This is a genomic window from Pseudomonas sp. 2 (genome assembly GCF_056627435.1).
On record NZ_JBWXNG010000008.1, the window covers coordinates 233080 to 251032 of the forward strand.

The 17953-nt window shown below is 61.8% G+C and carries 15 protein-coding genes; 6 read left to right on the plus strand and 9 right to left on the minus strand.

Translation table 11 applies throughout. The annotated features are described in order from the left end of the window. Positions 1-100 precede the first annotated feature (100 nt). The 8 genes from AC1MEK_RS15870 to AC1MEK_RS15905 form a co-directional block, all read right to left on the minus strand. Complete coding sequence (locus tag AC1MEK_RS15870; protein WP_480397238.1) at positions 101-2023, minus strand: PrkA family serine protein kinase; 1923 nt, start codon at positions 2021-2023, stop codon at positions 101-103. Between the two features lie 287 nt (positions 2024-2310). Continuing rightward, complete coding sequence (gene glpE, locus AC1MEK_RS15875) at positions 2311-2631, minus strand: thiosulfate sulfurtransferase GlpE (protein ID WP_480397239.1); 321 nt, start codon at positions 2629-2631, stop codon at positions 2311-2313. 57 nt (positions 2632-2688) lie between these two features. Next, the gene (locus AC1MEK_RS15880) at positions 2689-3570 is read right to left on the minus strand and encodes a symmetrical bis(5'-nucleosyl)-tetraphosphatase (protein WP_480397240.1); all 882 of its coding nucleotides are present in this window, start codon (positions 3568-3570) and stop codon (positions 2689-2691) included. Then, positions 3570-3950: a Co2+/Mg2+ efflux protein ApaG gene (gene apaG / locus AC1MEK_RS15885; protein ID WP_274131451.1), complete on the minus strand. Its 381-nt coding sequence runs from the start codon at positions 3948-3950 to the stop codon at positions 3570-3572. Before apaG ends, AC1MEK_RS15880 begins: the two co-directional genes overlap by 1 nt. Before the next feature lie 117 nt (positions 3951-4067). After that, positions 4068-4874, minus strand: coding sequence for a 16S rRNA (adenine(1518)-N(6)/adenine(1519)-N(6))-dimethyltransferase RsmA (gene rsmA, locus AC1MEK_RS15890; RefSeq protein ID WP_480397241.1), 807 nt, complete (start codon positions 4872-4874; stop codon positions 4068-4070). Beyond that, the gene (gene pdxA / locus AC1MEK_RS15895; RefSeq protein WP_480397242.1) at positions 4875-5864 is read right to left on the minus strand and encodes a 4-hydroxythreonine-4-phosphate dehydrogenase PdxA; all 990 of its coding nucleotides are present in this window, start codon (positions 5862-5864) and stop codon (positions 4875-4877) included. Next, positions 5861-7183 carry a peptidylprolyl isomerase gene (locus AC1MEK_RS15900; protein WP_480397243.1) on the minus strand — a complete coding sequence of 441 codons (1323 nt, stop codon included), beginning with the start codon at positions 7181-7183 and terminating at the stop codon, positions 5861-5863. The genes pdxA and AC1MEK_RS15900 overlap by 4 nt, the downstream gene beginning before the upstream one ends. Next, entirely contained in the window at positions 7164-9944 is a 2781-nt protein-coding gene (locus tag AC1MEK_RS15905; protein WP_480397244.1) for an LPS-assembly protein LptD, read from the minus strand. The genes AC1MEK_RS15900 and AC1MEK_RS15905 overlap by 20 nt, the downstream gene beginning before the upstream one ends. A gap of 128 nt (positions 9945-10072) precedes the next feature. Between AC1MEK_RS15905 and AC1MEK_RS15910 the strand changes: the two genes are divergently transcribed. Genes AC1MEK_RS15910 through AC1MEK_RS15920 form a run of 3 tightly spaced genes read left to right on the plus strand, consistent with a single transcriptional unit; the run spans position 10073 to position 12593 of the window. Further along, positions 10073-11095 (plus strand): aminoglycoside phosphotransferase family protein, encoded by a 1023-nt coding sequence (locus AC1MEK_RS15910; RefSeq protein WP_480397245.1) that lies wholly within the window; start codon positions 10073-10075, stop codon positions 11093-11095. 58 nt (positions 11096-11153) lie between these two features. Next, positions 11154-11822: an N-acetylmuramate alpha-1-phosphate uridylyltransferase MurU gene (gene murU / locus AC1MEK_RS15915; RefSeq protein WP_480397246.1), complete on the plus strand. Its 669-nt coding sequence runs from the start codon at positions 11154-11156 to the stop codon at positions 11820-11822. After that, positions 11823-12593, plus strand: a complete 771-nt coding sequence (locus AC1MEK_RS15920; protein ID WP_480397247.1) for a TerB family tellurite resistance protein — start codon at positions 11823-11825, stop codon at positions 12591-12593. A 132-nt stretch (positions 12594-12725) separates the two neighbouring features. Here the strand turns inward: AC1MEK_RS15920 and AC1MEK_RS15925 are convergent, their stop codons facing one another. Next, the gene (locus AC1MEK_RS15925) at positions 12726-13697 is read right to left on the minus strand and encodes an alpha/beta hydrolase family protein (protein ID WP_480397248.1); all 972 of its coding nucleotides are present in this window, start codon (positions 13695-13697) and stop codon (positions 12726-12728) included. 194 nt (positions 13698-13891) lie between these two features. On the opposite strand from AC1MEK_RS15925, the gene AC1MEK_RS15930 reads away from it, so the two are divergent. The 3 genes from AC1MEK_RS15930 (at position 13892) to AC1MEK_RS15940 (ending at position 17948) form a co-directional block, all read left to right on the plus strand. Continuing rightward, positions 13892-15907, plus strand: a complete 2016-nt coding sequence (locus tag AC1MEK_RS15930) for a PAS domain-containing sensor histidine kinase (protein ID WP_480397249.1) — start codon at positions 13892-13894, stop codon at positions 15905-15907. Further along, positions 15904-16533 (plus strand): response regulator, encoded by a 630-nt coding sequence (locus AC1MEK_RS15935; protein ID WP_480397250.1) that lies wholly within the window; start codon positions 15904-15906, stop codon positions 16531-16533. Before AC1MEK_RS15930 ends, AC1MEK_RS15935 begins: the two co-directional genes overlap by 4 nt. 290 nt (positions 16534-16823) lie before the next feature. After that, a complete protein-coding gene (locus AC1MEK_RS15940) occupies positions 16824-17948 on the plus strand; it encodes an ABC transporter ATP-binding protein (RefSeq protein ID WP_480397251.1) in 1125 nt (374 codons plus the stop codon). The last annotated feature ends 5 nt before the right edge of the window (positions 17949-17953 follow it).

Here is a 17953-nt window from a genome sequence, read left to right on the forward strand (position 1 = left end):
ACAAGAAAGAGACAGCCACAAGCTGCAAGCTGATCCTGGCCAGGCATTCAGACGCTGCCACATTCAGCTTGCGGCTTGAGGCTTGCAACTTGTCGCTGCTTTACTGCGACTTACGGACCCGCAGGTACCATTCCGAGAGAAGGCGTACCTGTTTATCGGTGTAACCACGCTCGACCATCCGAGTGACGAAGTCGTTGTGTTTCTGTTGGTCCTCTTTGCTGGCTTTGGCATTGAAGCTGATGACCGGCAGAAGATCCTCGGTGTTGGAGAACATTTTCTTCTCGATCACCACGCGCAGCTTCTCGTAGCTGAGCCAGGTCGGATTCTTGCCGTTGTTGTTGGCACGGGCACGCAGCACGAAATTGACGATCTCGTTGCGGAAATCTTTCGGGTTGCTGATCCCGGCCGGTTTTTCGATCTTCTCCAGTTCCTCGTTCAGGGCCACGCGGTTGAGGATTTCTCCGGTTTCCGGGTCGCGGTATTCCTGATCCTGAATCCAGAAGTCGGCGTACAGCACATAGCGGTCGAAGATGTTCTGGCCGTATTCGCTGTAGGACTCAAGGTACGCGGTCTGGATTTCCTTGCCGATGAACTCGATGTAGCGCGGCGCCAGGTATTCCTTGATGAAACGCAGGTAGCGCTCGCGGGTTTCGGCCTGGAATTGCTCCTGTTCGATCTGCTGTTCCAGCACGTACAGCAGGTGAACCGGGTTGGCGGCCACTTCGTGCGGGTCGAAGTTGAACACCTTGGACAGGATCTTGAACGCAAAGCGGGTCGACAGGCCGTTCATGCCTTCGTCCACGCCGGCGCTGTCGCGGTACTCCTGGATCGACTTGGCCTTGGGATCGGTGTCCTTGAGGTTTTCGCCGTCGTAGACCCGCATCTTCGAGTAGATGTTCGAGTTCTCAGGCTCTTTCAGGCGCGACAGCACAGTGAACTGCGCGAGCATCTTCAGCGTGTCGGGGGCGCAATGCGCCTTGGCCAGTGAGCTGTTGAACAAGAGCTTGTCGTAGATCTTGATCTCGTCGCTGACGCGCAGGCAGTACGGCACCTTGACGATGTAGATCCGGTCGATGAAGGCTTCGTTGTTCTTGTTGTTGCGGAAGGTGTGCCATTCCGATTCGTTGGAGTGGGCCAGAAGAATCCCGGTGAACGGAATCGCGCCCAGGCCTTCGGTACTGTTGTAGTTGCCTTCCTGAGTGGCGGTGAGCAGTGGGTGCAGGACCTTGATCGGCGCCTTGAACATCTCGACGAATTCCATCAGGCCCTGGTTGGCCCGGCACAGCGCGCCCGAGTAGCTGTAGGCGTCGGCGTCGTTCTGTGGGTATTCCTCGAGTTTGCGAATGTCGACCTTGCCCACCAGCGCCGAGATGTCCTGGTTGTTTTCGTCACCGGGTTCGGTCTTGGCAATGGCGATCTGGTTAAGGATCGATGGATAGAGTTTGACCACCTTGAACTGGCTGATGTCGCCCCCGAACTCGGCCAGACGCTTGGTCGCCCATGGCGACATGATGGTATTCAGATACCGGCGCGGGATGCCGTAGTCCTCTTCGAGGATCGCCCCGTCTTCGGAAGGTTTGAACAGGCCCAAGGGCGATTCGAAAACCGGCGAGCCCTTGATGGCGTAGAAAGGTATTTTTTCAACCAGCTGTTTGAGTTTCTCGGCCAGGGACGATTTACCGCCGCCGACCGGACCCAGCAGGTACAGGATCTGTTTCTTCTCTTCCAGGCCCTGCGCTGCGTGCCGGAAGTACGAGACGATCTGCTCGATGCAGTCCTCCATGCCATGGAAATCCTCGAACGCCGGATAGCGCCGGATAACCTTGTTGGAGAAGATTCGCGACAGCCTGGAGTTGGTCGAGGTGTCGAACAGCTCAGGCTCGCCAATGGCCATCAGAAGACGTTCTGCGGCAGAGGCGTATGCACTGCGGTCGGTTTTGCAGAGCTCCAGGTACTCCTGTAGCGAGAGCTCTTCCTGGCGTGTCGATTCAAAGCGTTGTTGGAAGTGGCTAAAAATACTCATGACGTCACCTCGCTCGATACGTGGAGCCGGCGGCGGATCGTCAGTCGATGTTGGATGGACGCTGATCAGTCAGCGACCATTTACCCCCCAAACACCATAAAAGTAGCTACCGATGACCCACGCGCCGGTGTACCGGCTCTCCCCTGATTCGGATGGCCTGAGGTAAGGATAGATCGGAATCGCGCACACAAAGAAGGAATGCACGTGAACGAAGCGGGACCGTTCGTCAGTTGGGGGCGCGAGCCCGCGTAGAACGCGGGATCGAGCGTCAAAAAAATATTTTCGAATCAGCCTTGCGCGGTTTCGCCAGGGAAAGTGGTTTTCCACAACTCGAAACCGCCATCCATGCTGTAGACCTCGGAGAAGCCCTGACTGACAAGATAGGCTGCCGCGCTCTGGCTTGAGTTGCCGTGATAGCACACGACGACGAGCGGTTTATCCAGATCGGCGTTGCGAATGAAGTCGGCCACCGAATGATTGTCCAGGTGGTGCGAGTCAGGAATGTGACTGCTGGCGAAGGTCTGCGCATCGCGCACATCCACCAATACGGCGCCATTCTCGCGCAGGGCGTGAGCCTGCTCCGGCGGGATACGTTTGAATTCGGTCATGGCGTGGGCTCCTGGGCCGTGGGGTGCTCGAACGGTCGAGAACCGAAAAATGAAATTCTAGCGCTGAAGATGGCTGCGGTCGCCAGCCGGCGAAGGCGCAGGGGCGGGTTTGGCCAGATCGCCACGCTCGTCGCAATCGCAATGGATCACCTGACGGGTATCGACGTTGAGCATGCGCATCCTGCCGCCCCAGACGCAGCCGGTGTCCAGTGCATAGACGCCAGGCTCGTCACAGCGCCCTTCGAGGGCCGCCCAATGGCCGAAGATGATATTCAGGCCTTTGGTCTTGCGCTCCTTGTGGCTGAACCAGGGCAGGTAGCCGGCCGGCGCGCTGTCCAGGCCTTCCTTGCTCTTGAGGTCGAGCTTGCCGTCGCTGGTGCAGAAGCGCATGCGGGTGAAATAGTTGGTGATGACGCGCAGGCGAGTCACGCCGCTCAGATCCTTGTCCCACTTGGCCGGCTCGTTGCCGTACATGCCGTCCAGAAACGGCTCGAACAGGTTGTCGTCACGCAACGCCTCTTCGACTTCCTCGGCGCAGCGCAGGGCCTTTTTCAGCGTCCACTGCGGCGGGATGCCGGCGTGGACCATGGCGATGTCGCGCTCGGTGTCGTAGTGCACGAGCTTCTGCTGGCGCAGCCAGTCGAGCAGGTCCTTGGCGTCCGGCGCTTCGAGAATCTCGCGCAAGGTGTCGCCTTTTTTCAGGCGTTCGATGTTGCGCCCGGCCGCCAGCAGATGCAGGTCGTGGTTGCCGAGCACGCAAACCACCGAGTCGCGCATGGCGTAGAGAAAGCGCAGGGTTTCCAGCGAATGCGGGCCGCGATTGACCAGGTCACCCACCAGCCAGAGTTTGTCCCTGCCGCGTTCGAACGACACACGCTCCAGCAGGCACTTCAAGGGTTCAAGGCAGCCTTGCAGATCTCCGACCGCATACACCGTCATCAGTGAAGCGCCCCCGGTACCGCCAGGCGGAAGGGCGCGATGACCGCGTCGAAGCGTTTGCCGTCTTCGGCGAGCATTTGGTAGGTGCCCTGCATGTTGCCGACCTTGGTCGTCATCACGGTGCCGCTGCTGTAGGTGTGGCTCTGCCCGGCCTGGATCAGCGGCTGCTGGCCGACGACGCCTTCGCCGCGCACTTCTTCGACATGGCCGTCGCCATCGGTGATCACCCAGTGGCGCGACAGCAGCTTGGCCGGCAGCTCGCCGTTGTTGTGCACGGTGATGGTGTAGGCGAACGCAAAGCGGTTCTGCTCAGGCTGGGATTGTTCGGCGAGAAAGCGGGTCACGACGCTGACGTCGACCTGATAACGAGGATCGGACATGCAAGAGGCCTTAAAGCGAAAGCGGAAAGAGTCGGAAAAGCCCGTAGAGCGTTCAGTCTAGGACATGTCACGGGTAAAAAACCAATGGCTGGCAGCCCCGGACATGTCCTGTCGGTGTTACGCGGCGGCGGGTTTCTCGCTGAGTTTGTCAGCCAGACGGACGAATGCAGCCAGATCAAGCTGTTCTGGTCGCAGGCTGCCGTCTACTCCGGCGTCGGAAATTTCTTCGCTGGTCAGCAGGGCTTTCAGCGTGTTGCGCAGGGTCTTGCGGCGCTGGTTGAAGGCTTCGCGCACGACGCGCTCCAGCAGGCGGTGATCCTTCGCCGGGTGCGGCAGGGTCTCGTGGGGCACCAGGCGCACGATGGCCGAATCGACCTTCGGTGGCGGGTTGAACGCACCGGGGCCGACGTTGAACAGGTGTTCCACGCGGCAGTGGTACTGGACCATGATCGACAGACGGCCCCAGTCGCCGCCGCCCGGGCCCGCAGCCAGACGCTCGACCACTTCCTTCTGCAGCATGAAATGCATGTCGCGGATCAGGTGGGCGTTGTCCAGCAGGTGGAAAATCAGCGGCGTGGAAATGTTGTACGGCAGGTTGCCGACCACGCGCAGGCTGTTGGGCGCGGCGTTCAGGGTGTTGAAGTCGAACTTCAGCGCGTCGCCCTGATGCAGGTTGAAGTTGGGCAGGTGGCTGAACTGCTGCATGAGGATCGGCACCAGGTCCTTGTCCAGCTCGACGACGTCCAGCTTGGCGCCGCTGCCCAGCAGGCCTTCGGTCAGGGCGCCCTGGCCCGGGCCGATTTCCAGCATGCGGTCATCGGCCTTGGCGCGGATCGAACGCAGGATCTTGTCGATCACGCCGGCGTCGTGCAGGAAGTTCTGGCCGAAGCGCTTGCGCGCCTTGTGTTGGTATTGCTCGGTCATTTACGTACGGGTCTCGGCCATCTGATAGGCGGTGTGCAGCGCGACCTTGAGGCTGCCGGTGTCGATCCTGCCGCTGCCGGCCAGGTCCAGCGCCGTGCCGTGATCCACAGAAGTGCGAATGATCGGCAGGCCCAGGGTGACGTTGACGGCAGCGCCGAAGCCTTTGTACTTGAGTACGGGCAGGCCCTGGTCGTGGTACATCGCCAGCACTGCATCGCAGTGCTCCAGATATTTGGGGGTAAACAGAGTGTCGGCGGGCAGCGGGCCGCGCAAATCCAGGCCATCGCTGCGCAGACGCTCCAGGGTGGGTTCGATGATGTCGATTTCTTCGCGGCCCAGATGGCCGCCTTCGCCCGCGTGCGGATTCAGGCCGCAGACCAGAATGCGCGGGTGGGCGATGCCGAATTTGTTGACCAGATCGGCGTGCAGGATGCGTGTCACGCGCTCCAGCCGGTCGGGGGTGATGGCGTCGGCGATGTCACGCAGGGGCAGGTGAGTGGTCACCAGGGCAACGCGCAGATCGCCAGTGGCCAGCATCATCACCACTTGTTCGGTCTGGGTCAGCTCGGCGAGAAACTCGGTGTGGCCGGAGAAGGCAATGCCGCTCTCGTTGATCACGCCCTTGTGCACGGGGGCGGTGATCATCCCGGCGAAATCGCCGTTCAGGCAGCCGACGCCGGCGCGGGTCAGGGTTTCCAGGACGAACGGGCCATTGGCCTTGTTCAACTGGCCGGTGACGACAGGCGCCGCCAGCGGTGTGTCCCACACATACAGGCTGCCGGCGGGGGCGGGCAGCTCAGGCCATGCATCCGGCGTGACAGGAATCAGACTGATAGCCACACCCAGTTGCGCGGCCCGCTCGCTGAGCAGGTCGCAACTGGTGATGGCAATCAGGGGGTGAGGCTGGGACTGCGCGGCGAGCAGCAGGCAGAGGTCAGGACCAATGCCGGCGGGCTCGCCGGGTGTCAGGGCGAAACGCTGGGGTTTCACTTGGCAGCCTGGTCAGCGCCAGGCAGCTTGATTTCGACGTAGGCTTCGTCGCGGATCTGACGCAGCCAGGTTTGCAGCTCTTCGTCGTATTTGCGGTTACGCAGTACGGTCATGGCCTGCTGCTCGCGCGCCTGATTGGTGCTGTCGGTGGCGCGACGGCCCAGCACTTCCAGGACGTGCCAGCCGAATTGGGTCTGGAACGGCTTGGACACGACACCTTGTGGCGTCTCGTTCATCACGTCGCGGAACTCCGGCACCAGCGAACGTGGGTCAACCCAGTTCATGTCGCCGCCGTTGAGCGCCGAGCCCGGGTCTTCCGAGAAGTTCTTCGCCAATTCGCCGAAGTCTTCGCCGTTCTGGATGCGATCGTAGATGCGCTCTGCCAGCAGCTTGGTTTCAGCCGGGCTGCGGATTTCGCTTGGCTTGATCAGGATGTGGCGAACATGGACTTCGTCGCGCATCTGGGTCTGATTCTCGCCGCCGCGTTTACCCAGCAACTTGAGGATGATGAAACCGCCCGGGGTACGGGCCGGTGGGGTCACGTCGCCGGCGCTCATCGAGGCGAGCATGTCGCCGAACGGAGGTGGCAGTTGAGCGGCTTTACGCCAGCCCATGTCACCGCCGTCCAGGGCGCTTTCGCTGGCCGAGGAAGAGATCGCCAGTTGTTCGAAGTTGGCACCTTGTTGCAGCTTGCCGTAGATGTCCCGCGCTTTAACGGCAGCCGCCTGGATCTGGTCCGAGGAAGCACTGTCAGGCGTAGGAATCAGGATATTGGCCAAGTGGTACTCTTCGGAGAACTGCGCCTTGCCCAGGTCCGACGCCAGGAAGTTCTTCACTTCCTGTTCCGACACCTGAATGCGCTCGGCCACGCGGCGCTGACGCACGCGGCTGATGATCATCTCGCGGCGGATCTGTTCACGGGCAGCTTGGTACGACAGGCCGTCGTGGGCCAGCGCTGCCTTGAACTGCTCGATGCTCATGTTGTTGCGCTGAGCGATGGTGCCGACCGCCTGGTTCAGTTCTTCGTCGGTGATGCGAATGCCGGAGCGCTCGCCGATCTGCAACTGCAGGTTTTCCAGGATCAGGCGATCCAGAACCTGGGATTCCAGTGCGCTGGCCGGGGGCACGCCCTGGCCGCGCTTGGCGATGGTTTGCTGAACTTCACGGGTGCGCTGATCGAGCTGGCTTTTCATGACCACGTCGTTGTCGACGATGGCGACCACACTGTCGATGGGGCGCACTTCAGCGTGCGCCACGGTACCGATGAGCAACGCGCCCAGCATCAGCGGGCGCAGACAATCAGAAAGCTTGGTCTTCACGTTCACGATAACCTTGGATGCCTTTGTCGAGGAAGCTTTCAACTTTCTGGCCAACAACGCCACCAAGTCCCTTCAACACGATTTGTAGGAAGATGCCGCGGTCGCCCTTCTCGTTGGTCGCCACTTCTTGCGTGGACTCGTCGTAGTCAACCCAGTAACGGTTGATCAGACGCAGCTTCCAGCAGCAGTTGTCGTATTCGAAACCACCGAAGGCTTCCAGGGTGCGACTGCGGTTGTAGTCATACTGCCAGCGAGCGATGGCGCTCCACTGTGGGACGACCGGCCAGATGACCGAGAAGTCATGCTGCTCGATCTTGTAGTAGTCCTTGATGACCGAGCCGTCAGCCAGCACGGCGTCGCCGCCGCCCACGGTCCAGCGACCGGTTGCCGGGTCGTAACGGACCTGGTCGTTGCGGTAGCGATAACCGGCGTTGAACACTTTGCCCGGCTCGTCTTCAGGCTGGTAGTGGAACATCGCGCTGCCCGAACGGGTGCTGCGGCTGTCCGGGTCCCAGTTGAAGTCGGAGGCCAGACGCCAGTCGCGGTTGAAGCGATATTCGTATTCCAGCGCGTACGGCGAGACGTCGGACTGGGCGTCCTTGCGGTCGTCGAAGCTGATGCCTGGCAACTGGACCTTGCGATCCTTGAAGTACAACGCCTGGCCAATGCTGAAGCGTTGACGTTCGAAGCCGTTGTCTTCGATCCAGCGGTTGGTCACACCCAGCGACAGCTTGTTCTCGTCACCCACGCGGTCCCCGCCAACGAAGCGGTTGTCGCGGAACAGCGAGCTGTAGTTGAAGGTGGTTTCACCCGTGTCGAAAACCGGGATGTCGGTCTGGTCCTTGTACGGCACATAGAGGTAGTACAGACGCGGTTCCAGGGTCTGGCGATAGTTCGTGCCGAACCAGTTGGTGTTGCGATCGAAGTACAGGCCGCTGTCGACGCTGGCGATCGGGATCGAGCGGTCGACGCCGCTGTCGAACTGTTCGCCATCCAGCAGCGTGCGCTTGCCTTGAGCGTCCAGATCCAGATCGTACTTGGTGTACTGATATTTCAGTTTTGGCGTGATGTAGCCATAAGACGCAGTCAGCGGCAGGCTGATCGACGGCGCGAGGTTCAACCGGTTGCCGTTGGCGCGGGCCAGGCCGGCGACGTTGGTGTCCAGGCGTGGCGTGGTGAAGCCGTCCTCGTCCGTAAACCCGCCAGTACGCAGGTCACGATCGAAGCGAACCAGCTCGGTCTCGTAATCGAACTTCAGGCCTTCCGGACGGAATGGCAGCGTACCGTTGAGGGTCAGCTGCGGCAGGCGGCCATAAGGCGTGATCTGGGTAACCGTAGTCAGCTGATACTGCTGAACGTTCAGACCGGCTGTATAGCTGTCGCCACGGTAGGTCAAGGCACCTTGCTGGTTCAGGAAGTCGTGGGTACTGACGCCTTCCTGGCCGCTTTTCAGATCCTTGAAGTAGTAAGGATCGCTGACCTTGGTGTAGTCGATCTTGGACGTGAGGCGTGTGTCCAGGCCGCTGCGATCCTGCCAGTTGATCATCCAGCGCGTGTCCTTGTAATCGGACTGCAGCTTGCGATCGTCGTTGTCGTCGTTCAGGTAAGCGGCGCCGAACTGACCTTCGCTGCTCTTGGTCAGGTAGCGGAACTCGCCTTCGAGCAACAGGCCGCGCTTGGCCATGTAGGTCGGGTACAACGTGGCGTCGTAGTTCGGCGCCAGGTTGAAGTAGTACGGGGTGAGCAACGAGAAGCCGGTGTCGCTGCTGGCACCGATGGTCGGTGGCAGGAAGCCGGACTGGCGACGGTCGTCGATCGGGAAATAGATGTACGGCGTGTAGAGGATCGGAATGTCCTTCACGCGCAGGGTGGCGTTGGTCGCCGTACCGAAACCAGTGGCCGGGTTCAGGGTGATGTTGTTGCCCTTGACCGTCCAGGCGTTGCTGCTCGGTTCGCACGTGGTGTACGTACCGTCCTTGAGGCGGATGATGGCGTTTTCTGCACGACGGGCGTACAGCGCGTTACCCCGCACGTTGGACTTGTGCAGCACGTATTCGGCGTTGTCGACTTTCGCTTCGCCGGTGTCCAGCTGGATTTCGGCGTGGTCGCCCACGATCAGCGCGCCGTTGTCGCGTAGACGGACATCGCCATTCAGCTCGCCACGGTTCTCGGCCTGGTGCAGGCTGGCCTCGTCGGATTCGACCTGCATCGAGCCCTGGCGCATGACGACGTCACCGGCCAGGGTGGCGATCTGCTCTTCCTGCTGATAGCGCGAAGCCTTGGCACCGATGAACGTCGGCGCATCGCTCTTGGCGGTCTTGTCGTCCATGCCAGGGCGAATCGGCTCGATGTAGGCGCCGGAGCAATAAGGGCCTGTCTCTGCCAGTTGGGCAGCGGTCAGCTTCTCACGTGGAACCCAGTCCAGATGGCTGTAGTCGGCGCTGCGCGATCTCAAGCCACGGCCCTTGGCCTCGGTGACCAGCATCGTCTTGGGCACGACTTCACCGCTTTCGGTGGTGGTCGTGCCTTCAGTGGCCGTGCTGCTGTTGGACGACACACTGTTGGCGTCGTGCACAGGCCGCGGAGGCAACTGGGCTGCGTTGGTTTTCGGAGAGCAATCCCAGGAACCGGTTGCCGACACCGAGCAGTCATACTGTTCGGCTGCAACCACGTACTGAGTGGCCAGAGGTTGCATCGCCAGCAAACTGCCGGTTACCAGCAACGGAAATTTTTTACGAAACGCGGGGGATTTCAATGCCATCTTATTAGTCCGGGCTTCCTGCGCGCCATCTGCCCGCGGGGGGCCGCACGCCTCTCGATGGGCTGAAAAAGATGTCGGATAATAAAGCATGACCCGCTTGACGGCTAGCGCCGTCGGAGACCCTTGCAATGCCAGATCAAGATGTACGCCTGCAACACCTGAAAGTTTGGCTCGATGAACAGCTGCCAGAATTGTTTTCGAAACAGGGCTGGGGCGCCGTTCCCCCGGCCACATTGACTGCGGCCAGCAGCGATGCGAGTTTTCGTCGTTACTTCCGTTGGGAGAGTCCGGACCGCACATTTATTGTGATGGATGCGCCACCGCCCCAGGAAAACTGCAAACCCTTCGTGGATATCGCTCATTTATTGAGCGAATCGGGGATTAATGTTCCGCTCATTTATGCCGAAGACCTGAATCAGGGCTTCCTTCTGCTCAACGATCTGGGTCGCAAAACCTATCTGGATGTGATCGACGAGCACAATGCCGATCAATTGTTCGCCGATGCCATCGACGCCTTGCTGGCCTATCAGCAGTTGCCGATGCAGACGCCATTGCCGAGCTACGATGTGGCGTTGCTGCGTCGCGAGCTGGAGCTGTTCCCCGAGTGGTACGTGAAACGCCACCTGGGTGTCGAGTTTGACGCTGCGCAGCAGGCCAGTTGGCAGCGCGTCAGCGAGCTGTTGATCGACAGCGCCCTGGCGCAGCCCAAAGTGTTGGTGCACCGCGACTACATGTCGCGCAACCTGATGCTCAGCGAACCGAATCCCGGCGTGCTGGACTTCCAGGATGCGGTGTATGGCCCGGTGACTTACGACATCACATGCCTGTTCAAGGATGCATTCCTGAGCTGGCCCGAGGAGCGTGTTGCGAACTGGCTCAAGGTGTATTGGGAAAAGGCCCGAGAAAAAGGCATTCCCGTGCAGGACGATTTCCAGGAGTTCCGCCGCGCCAGCGATCTGATGGGCGTGCAGCGGCACTTGAAGGTCATCGGTATCTTCGCCCGCATTTGCCACCGTGATGGCAAGCCGCGCTATGTCGCCGATGTGCCGCGCTTCTTCTCTTATATAGAAGCGGTGCTGGCGCGCCGGCCGGAGCTGGTGGAACTGAACAATCTGCTGACCAGCCTCGGTCAGCCAAAACAAGAAGCCTGAGCGTCGATGATCGCTGCTTGTAAGGTACGGATGTGAAGACTGTTTCCAAGAGGAACCCATGAAAGCGATGATTCTGGCCGCCGGCAAGGGCGAGCGCCTGCGTCCATTGACCCTGCACACGCCCAAGCCGCTGGTGCGCGCCGGCGGTGTTCCGCTGATCGAGTACCACCTGCGCGCGCTGAAGCTCGCAGGTTTCACCGAAGTGGTGATCAACCATGCCTGGCTCGGGCAGCAGATCGAGGACTATCTGGGCGATGGCCGGCAACTGGGCCTGAATATCCGCTACTCGCCAGAAGGCGAACCGCTGGAGACCGGTGGCGGCATCTTTCGTGCGCTGCCGTTGCTGGGTGACGAGCCGTTTCTGGTGGTCAATGGCGATATCTGGACCGACTGCGACTTCGCCGGCCTGAACCGCTCGATCGACGGCCTGGCTCATCTGGTGCTGGTGGACAACCCGGCGCATCACCCGGCCGGGGATTTCGCCCTGGTCAATGGCCAGGTGATCGACGATGCCAGCCTGCCGCGCCTGACCTACAGCGGCATCGCCGTCCTCCATCCTGATTTGTTTGCCGGTTGCAGCGAAGGCGCGTTCAAACTCGCGCCGTTGCTGCGTGACGCGATGGCCAAGGGCTTGGTGAGCGGCGAGCATCTGGCCGGGCGCTGGGTCGACGTCGGCACCCATGAACGGTTGGCAGAAGTCGAGCAGATCCTTGCGGTGCATTCCTGAATGCTCTGGCCATTTACGGTAATCGGCGGTGGCGCCGGGTATGCAATTGCCAGCATTCCCGGCGCCATGCTGGGCGCGCTGCTGGGGCAGGCGCTGGATCGACGGCTGCATGTGCAGAGCCTGGCCGAGCTGTGGGAGCGCGCTCGCGGGCGTAGCGTGCCGCGTGATGACGAGCTGATCTTCATTCTGCTGGGGCGGGTGGCCAAGAGTGATGGCCGGGTGGTCGACGGGCATATTCAGCAGGCGCGGGTGGAAATGCGCCGGCTGGACCTGGGCGAATCCGCGACGCGGCGGGCGATTGCCGCATTCAATCGCGGCAAGGACGGGCGTGACAATTTGCAGGTGCATCTGCATCGGCTGAAAACCCAGCCCCACGCCGCCGAGGGCTTGCTGCGCGCCTGCTGGCGCATGGCCTGGGCGGACGGCAAGGCGTCGCGGGCCGAGCGCGCGCTGATCGTGCAATGGGGCAAATGGCTGGGCTGGACCACCGAGCAGGTTGAGGGATTGGCCGCCACCGAGGACGAACAGCGCAACCGCGCGCCGGCCAGCAGCGGTGGCGAGTATCAGGAAGCGCTGCGATTGTTGGGTGTGCGTTCGGATGCGGAGCCGGCGCAGATCAAGCGGGCGTATCGACGCTTGCTCAGCCGCCATCATCCGGACAAGGTCGCAGGCTCCGGGGCGAGCCAGTCACAGGTGCGCGATGCGACCGAGAAGACCCGCGAGTTGCACCATGCCTATGCGGTGATTCGCGACCGGCGCGGGTTTCGTTAAGGTCCGAGGCATTGCGATTGTGGGAGCCGGCTTGCTGGCGAAGCGTTCGGTCAGGCACCGCTATGTTCGGTGACCGACCGAATTCGCCAGCAAGCCGGCTCCCACGCCTTCGGCAGAGGCAGAGTGGCGGCGTCACTCCGCATCCAGCCACCCGCGAACCCGACGCACCAGTTGCTCCTGCTCGCTCGCCCGGTTGCCCGGCACGGCCGTCAGCGCCACCTGGGTGAATTTCGCGTTCTTGATGCGTTTGCTGACGTCCAGGCGGTCCTTGGCCTGCTGACGCGGCACCGGCAGGTCGCGGTTGACGAAGTCCGACGTCGGCACTTTCAGCGTAGGCAGCACCTCGACCAGCGAAGGTTTCTGCAGCGCGGTTTCCACGGCCGTCACCATCACCAGCTTCTGGATCGCCGGAGCCGGACGCTCGCTCATGTAGCGCGCCGCCCAGTAGGCGCCGGTGCCGTGGCCGAGCAGGACGACGCTGTGGGCCTTGTTCTGTTGGGCGAATGCCACCGCGCTGTCGATCCGGGCGAAGACTTTCTCGGCGGTCGCCTTGTCCCGTTCTGCCTGGGCTGCAGCCTGTTCGGCTGCCGCCTTGGCATCGGCTTCTGCGCTGGCGGCAGGGTCGGGCGTTTTTTCCTTATCCTTGTCAGCCGCTGGCTTGTCGTCTGTGGCCGGTGCGTCGGCGGTGCGTGCGAAAACGCCGTCGTTGTAGGCGTCCGGCATGGACAGGCTCAGGCTGGCCCAGCCGACATCCGGCAGCTTGTTGCGCAGGGGGCCGACCGCGATGGGCCAGTCTGCCGACTCATCGGCACCGGGTACGATCACCACCGCGCCCTTGGGTTCGTCGACGTTGGCGGGTTTCCACAAGGCGAGGAAGCTTTCGTCTGCGGCCTGCAATTGTTGCTGCTCGGCTTGTGGGACACTGCGCTCCAGTGCGAGCGAATCTTCCTGGCTGCGCGAGGGCAGGGCGGCGCGTTCGGGCGCTTTCTCCTCAGCTTTCGCGTCGGTGGCGGGTGCCGGGTCGGCGGCCATGGCGATCTGCGAGCAAGGTAGGATCAGTGTCAGGCAAATCGCGGGAAATATTGCGCGAATGGTGTAGGACATCGAATATTCCAAAGGCCAGAAACAATTCCGGCAGCCTAATGGGTTGATGGCGGTTTGTCAGGCCGGGGCTTGCCGACCGCGTTCAGGCGCCATGCACACCAGATGATCGAGCGAGGATTCAGGGAAGTGGGGATGACAGATTGAGAATCCGCGTGCTGTGCCTTTGGGTTATCGGCTGTGCCAGAGCGCTCTTGATGGCGCTGTTGCTGATTGGCGTGTCCGGCGCTGCGCAGGCGGGCGCAGTGCCCGCGCCCGCGGATGTGCTGAGCAACGCTCAGCGTGACTGGCTCAACCAGCGCGGGCAGTTGCGCGTCGGCCTGGTGTTGCAGGCGCCTTATGCGCAATTCGACCGGCGGGCCCAGGTGTTGTCCGGGGCCAACGTCGATCTGGTCAATCTGCTGGCCAGAACCCTGCAGGTCGAGTTGATCTGGCGTAATTTCTCCGATCAGGCCGAGCTTGAAAAAGCCCTGGCCGATGGCGAGGTCGATTTCGCCCCGGGCCTGACACAGACCCCAGCGGGCCTGCGCCTGTGGCTGTATTCGGACCCCTACATGCGGGTGTCGCAGCTGATTGTCGGCGAGCGCGATGGCGCCGGTGCCGTGGACCTCGAAAAGCTCGGCGAGCAGGTGCGGGTCGCCGTGCGCATGCCCAGCGCGACTGCCGATTACCTGCGCTCCAACTATTCCCATCTCAACCTGCAAGGCGTGCCACTGGATCGCCAGGCCTTGCAACTGCTGCTCACCCAGCAGGCGCGCTATGCGGTGGTCGATGAGGCGCAGTTGAGTCGGCTGTCCCGGGAGAATGAGTTCGCCGATCTGGCGGTGGTCGGCGATATCGGCTCACCACAGCTGTTGCGCGTGGCGTCACGACGGGATGCACCGGAGCTGGCTGACATCATCAGCCTGGCGCTGAATGCGATCGCGCCCAAGGATCTGGACCAGTTGCACGCGCAGTGGCTGCAAGCCAAATACACGCGGGTCAGCGAATCGCCGGGGCTGTGGAAAAACCTTGCGCTGTTTTTTCTGGTGCTGTTTCTATCGAGCGCGGCGATCGTCTACTGGCAGCGCAAGCAGCAACAGACCCTTGAGCGCGAATTGCTCGCCGCCCGAGAGGAGCTCACCCGGCGGCTGGCCAACGAAGAGGCGCTGCGTCTGGCGCAGTTTTCCATCGACCAGAGCACTGTGGGCATTCTCTGGGTCAACTGGGACAGCCATGTGCGCTACGCCAACCGAGCGGCCGAGGCCATGCTGGGCTACCAAAGCGGCGGCGTGGTCGATCGGCCGCTGATCGACTTCGAGCCGCAACTGAACATGGATCGCTGGCTCAACCTGTGGAAGAACGCCCGCGCCAGCGACGACGCTCCGCAGAACTTCGAAAGCAATTGCGTGCGCGCCGATGGCAGCATTCTGCCCGCCGATGTGTCACTGAGCTTTCTCAGGTTTCGCGAGGCCGAGTATCTTGTGGTGTTTATCACCGATGTCACCGAGCGCCGTCGCTCACTGGCTGCCCTGCAGGAAAGCGAGGCGCGTCTGCAGGTCCTGGCCGAACAGTTGCGCGAGTTGTCGGCGCACCTGGAAACGGTACGGGAAGAGGAAAAGGCCCGCATCGCCCGGGAAGTGCACGACGAGCTGGGTCAGATGCTGACCGTGCTCAAGCTGGAAACGTCCATGTGCGAACTGGCCTACGCCGATCTCGATCCTGGCCTGCGCGATCGCTTGAACAGCATGAAGCGCCTGATCGCCCAGTTGTTCCAGCTGGTGCGCGATGTGGCGACAGCGTTGCGTCCGCCGATTCTGGATGCCGGCATCGCTTCGGCCATCGAATGGCAGGCCCGGCGCTTCGAGGCGCGCACGCAGATCCCGTGTCTGGTCCAGGTGCCGGACAACCTGCCGAGGCTGGCCGACGCCACGGCCATCGGTCTGTTCCGCATTCTGCAGGAGGCTCTGACCAACGTGATGCGTCATGCCGAAGCGCACTCGGTGGAGTTGAACCTGAGCCTCAAGGACGGCGTGCTGTGCATGAGCGTCGCCGATGATGGCAAGGGCTTCGATCAGGTTGCCGAACGCCCGGCGTCGTTCGGCCTGGTGGGCATGCGCGAGCGGGTGTTGATCATGGGCGGACGATTGCATCTGGACAGCACGCTGGGAGAAGGCACAACCTTGCGTATCTACATTCCGCTGGAACAGGTCGCGCAGGAGCAAGTGCAGTGATTCGTGTATTGGTCGCCGAAGATCACACCATCGTCCGCGAGGGCATCAAGCAACTGATCGGCCTGGCCAAGGATCTTTACGTGGCGGGAGAGGCCAGCAATGGCGAGCAACTGCTCGACACGCTGCGTTGCACCGAGTGCGAGGTCGTGCTGCTGGACATCTCGATGCCCGGCGTCAACGGCCTTGAAGCCATTCCCAGGATCCGTGCGCTGAACAATCCGCCAGCGATTCTGGTGCTGTCGATGCACGACGAAGCGCAGATGGCCGCCCGCGCCTTGAAAATCGGCGCAGCCGGTTACGCCACCAAGGACAGCGACCCCGCGCTGTTGCTGACGGCGATCCGACGGGTGGCGTCGGGCGGACGCTACATCGACCCGGAACTGGCCGACCGCATGGTGTTCGAAGTGGGGCTGACGGACAGCCGGCCTTTACATTCGCTGTTGTCCGAGCGCGAGTTCTCGGTGTTCGAGCGCCTGGCCCAGGGTGCCAACGTCAACGACATCGCCCAGCAGCTGGCGCTGAGCAGCAAAACCATCAGCACCCACAAGGCGCGGTTGATGCAGAAGCTCAACATTACCTCGCTGGCCGAATTGGTGAAGTACGCGATGGAGCACAAGCTGGTCTGATCTCGTATCTAAAAGCGACTCTCTCTGGCGCCTGCAATGACGCCTTCGCGAGCAAGCTCGCTCCCACAGAGGTGCACCATTCCCCTGTGGGAGCGAGCTTGCTCGCGAAGGCGTTGAAACAGACGAACTGTTTCTGCCGCTGGACATATCCATCCCCGCCATCCGTGTAGGGCAATCCCTACCCCAGACCTTCCACCACGCCTAGGACAATCTCTCATACCCCCCGATTTGCGCGGTCTTCAGGCTGATCTAGGCTTGTTCCCACGTTTGATTAAACAAAGGTGTGGGTAATGAGCAACGTCGATTCAAGCGCTGGGGCGAGCGATGTTCTGGTCAGCTTTCGTGGTGTGCAAAAGAGCTACGACGGCGAAGTTCTGATCGTCAAAGACCTCAACCTGGACATTCGCAAGGGCGAATTTCTCACCCTGCTCGGGCCTTCGGGTTCCGGCAAGACCACCAGCCTGATGATGCTCGCCGGTTTCGAAACACCGACCGCGGGCGAGATCCTGCTCGGTGGCCGTTCGATCAACAACGTGCCGCCGCACAAGCGCGACATCGGCATGGTGTTCCAGAACTACGCGCTGTTCCCGCACATGACGGTCGCTGAGAACCTGGCGTTCCCGCTGTCGGTGCGTGGCATGAGCAAGACTGACGTGGCCGAGAAGGTCAAGCGCGCGCTGGACATGGTGCAGCTCGGCTCGCTTTCCCATCGTTACCCGGCGCAGATGTCCGGCGGCCAGCAGCAGCGTGTGGCACTGGCCCGCGCACTAGTGTTCGAGCCGCAACTGGTGCTGATGGACGAACCCCTCGGCGCGCTGGACAAACAGCTGCGCGAACACATGCAGATGGAGATCAAACACCTGCATCAGCGTCTGGGCGTGACGGTCGTTTACGTGACCCACGACCAAGGCGAAGCGCTGACCATGTCTGACCGCGTCGCGGTGTTCCACCAGGGCGAAATCCAGCAGATCGCGCCGCCGCGCACCCTGTACGAAGAGCCGAAGAACACCTTCGTCGCCAACTTCATCGGCGAGAACAACCGCATCAACGGCACCTTGCTCAGCCAGACCGGCGACCGCTGCGTCGTGACTCTGGGCCGTGGCGAGAAAGTCGAGGCGCTGGCGGTCAACGTCGGCGGTGCAGGCGATCCGGTGACCCTGTCGATTCGCCCGGAGCGCGTGAGCCTCAATGGCCGCAGCGAGAGTTGCGTAAACCGTTTCTCGGGCCGCGTGGCCGAGTTCATCTACCTGGGCGACCACGTGCGTGTGCGTCTGGAAGTGGCGGGCAAAACCGACTTCTTCGTCAAACAACCGATCGCCGAGCTGGACCCGGCGCTGAGCGTTGGCGACGTCGTGCCCATTGGCTGGCAGGTCGAGCACGCCCGCGCGCTGGACCCGTTGCAGCAAGCGCATTGATTCAA

Coding starts and splice junctions, on each gene's coding strand:
- AC1MEK_RS15870 (WP_480397238.1), bottom strand. CDS start 2,023: ATGAGTATTTTTAGCCACTTCCAACAACGCTTTGAATCGACACGCCAG.
- glpE (WP_480397239.1), bottom strand. CDS start 2,631: ATGACCGAATTCAAACGTATCCCGCCGGAGCAGGCTCACGCCCTGCGC.
- AC1MEK_RS15880 (WP_480397240.1), bottom strand. CDS start 3,570: ATGACGGTGTATGCGGTCGGAGATCTGCAAGGCTGCCTTGAACCCTTG.
- apaG (WP_274131451.1), bottom strand. CDS start 3,950: ATGTCCGATCCTCGTTATCAGGTCGACGTCAGCGTCGTGACCCGCTTT.
- rsmA (WP_480397241.1), bottom strand. CDS start 4,874: ATGACCGAGCAATACCAACACAAGGCGCGCAAGCGCTTCGGCCAGAAC.
- AC1MEK_RS15905 (WP_480397244.1), bottom strand. CDS start 9,944: ATGGCATTGAAATCCCCCGCGTTTCGTAAAAAATTTCCGTTGCTGGTA.
- AC1MEK_RS15910 (WP_480397245.1), top strand. CDS start 10,073: ATGCCAGATCAAGATGTACGCCTGCAACACCTGAAAGTTTGGCTCGAT.
- murU (WP_480397246.1), top strand. CDS start 11,154: ATGAAAGCGATGATTCTGGCCGCCGGCAAGGGCGAGCGCCTGCGTCCA.
- AC1MEK_RS15920 (WP_480397247.1), top strand. CDS start 11,823: ATGCTCTGGCCATTTACGGTAATCGGCGGTGGCGCCGGGTATGCAATT.
- AC1MEK_RS15925 (WP_480397248.1), bottom strand. CDS start 13,697: ATGTCCTACACCATTCGCGCAATATTTCCCGCGATTTGCCTGACACTG.
- AC1MEK_RS15930 (WP_480397249.1), top strand. CDS start 13,892: ATGGCGCTGTTGCTGATTGGCGTGTCCGGCGCTGCGCAGGCGGGCGCA.
- AC1MEK_RS15940 (WP_480397251.1), top strand. CDS start 16,824: ATGAGCAACGTCGATTCAAGCGCTGGGGCGAGCGATGTTCTGGTCAGC.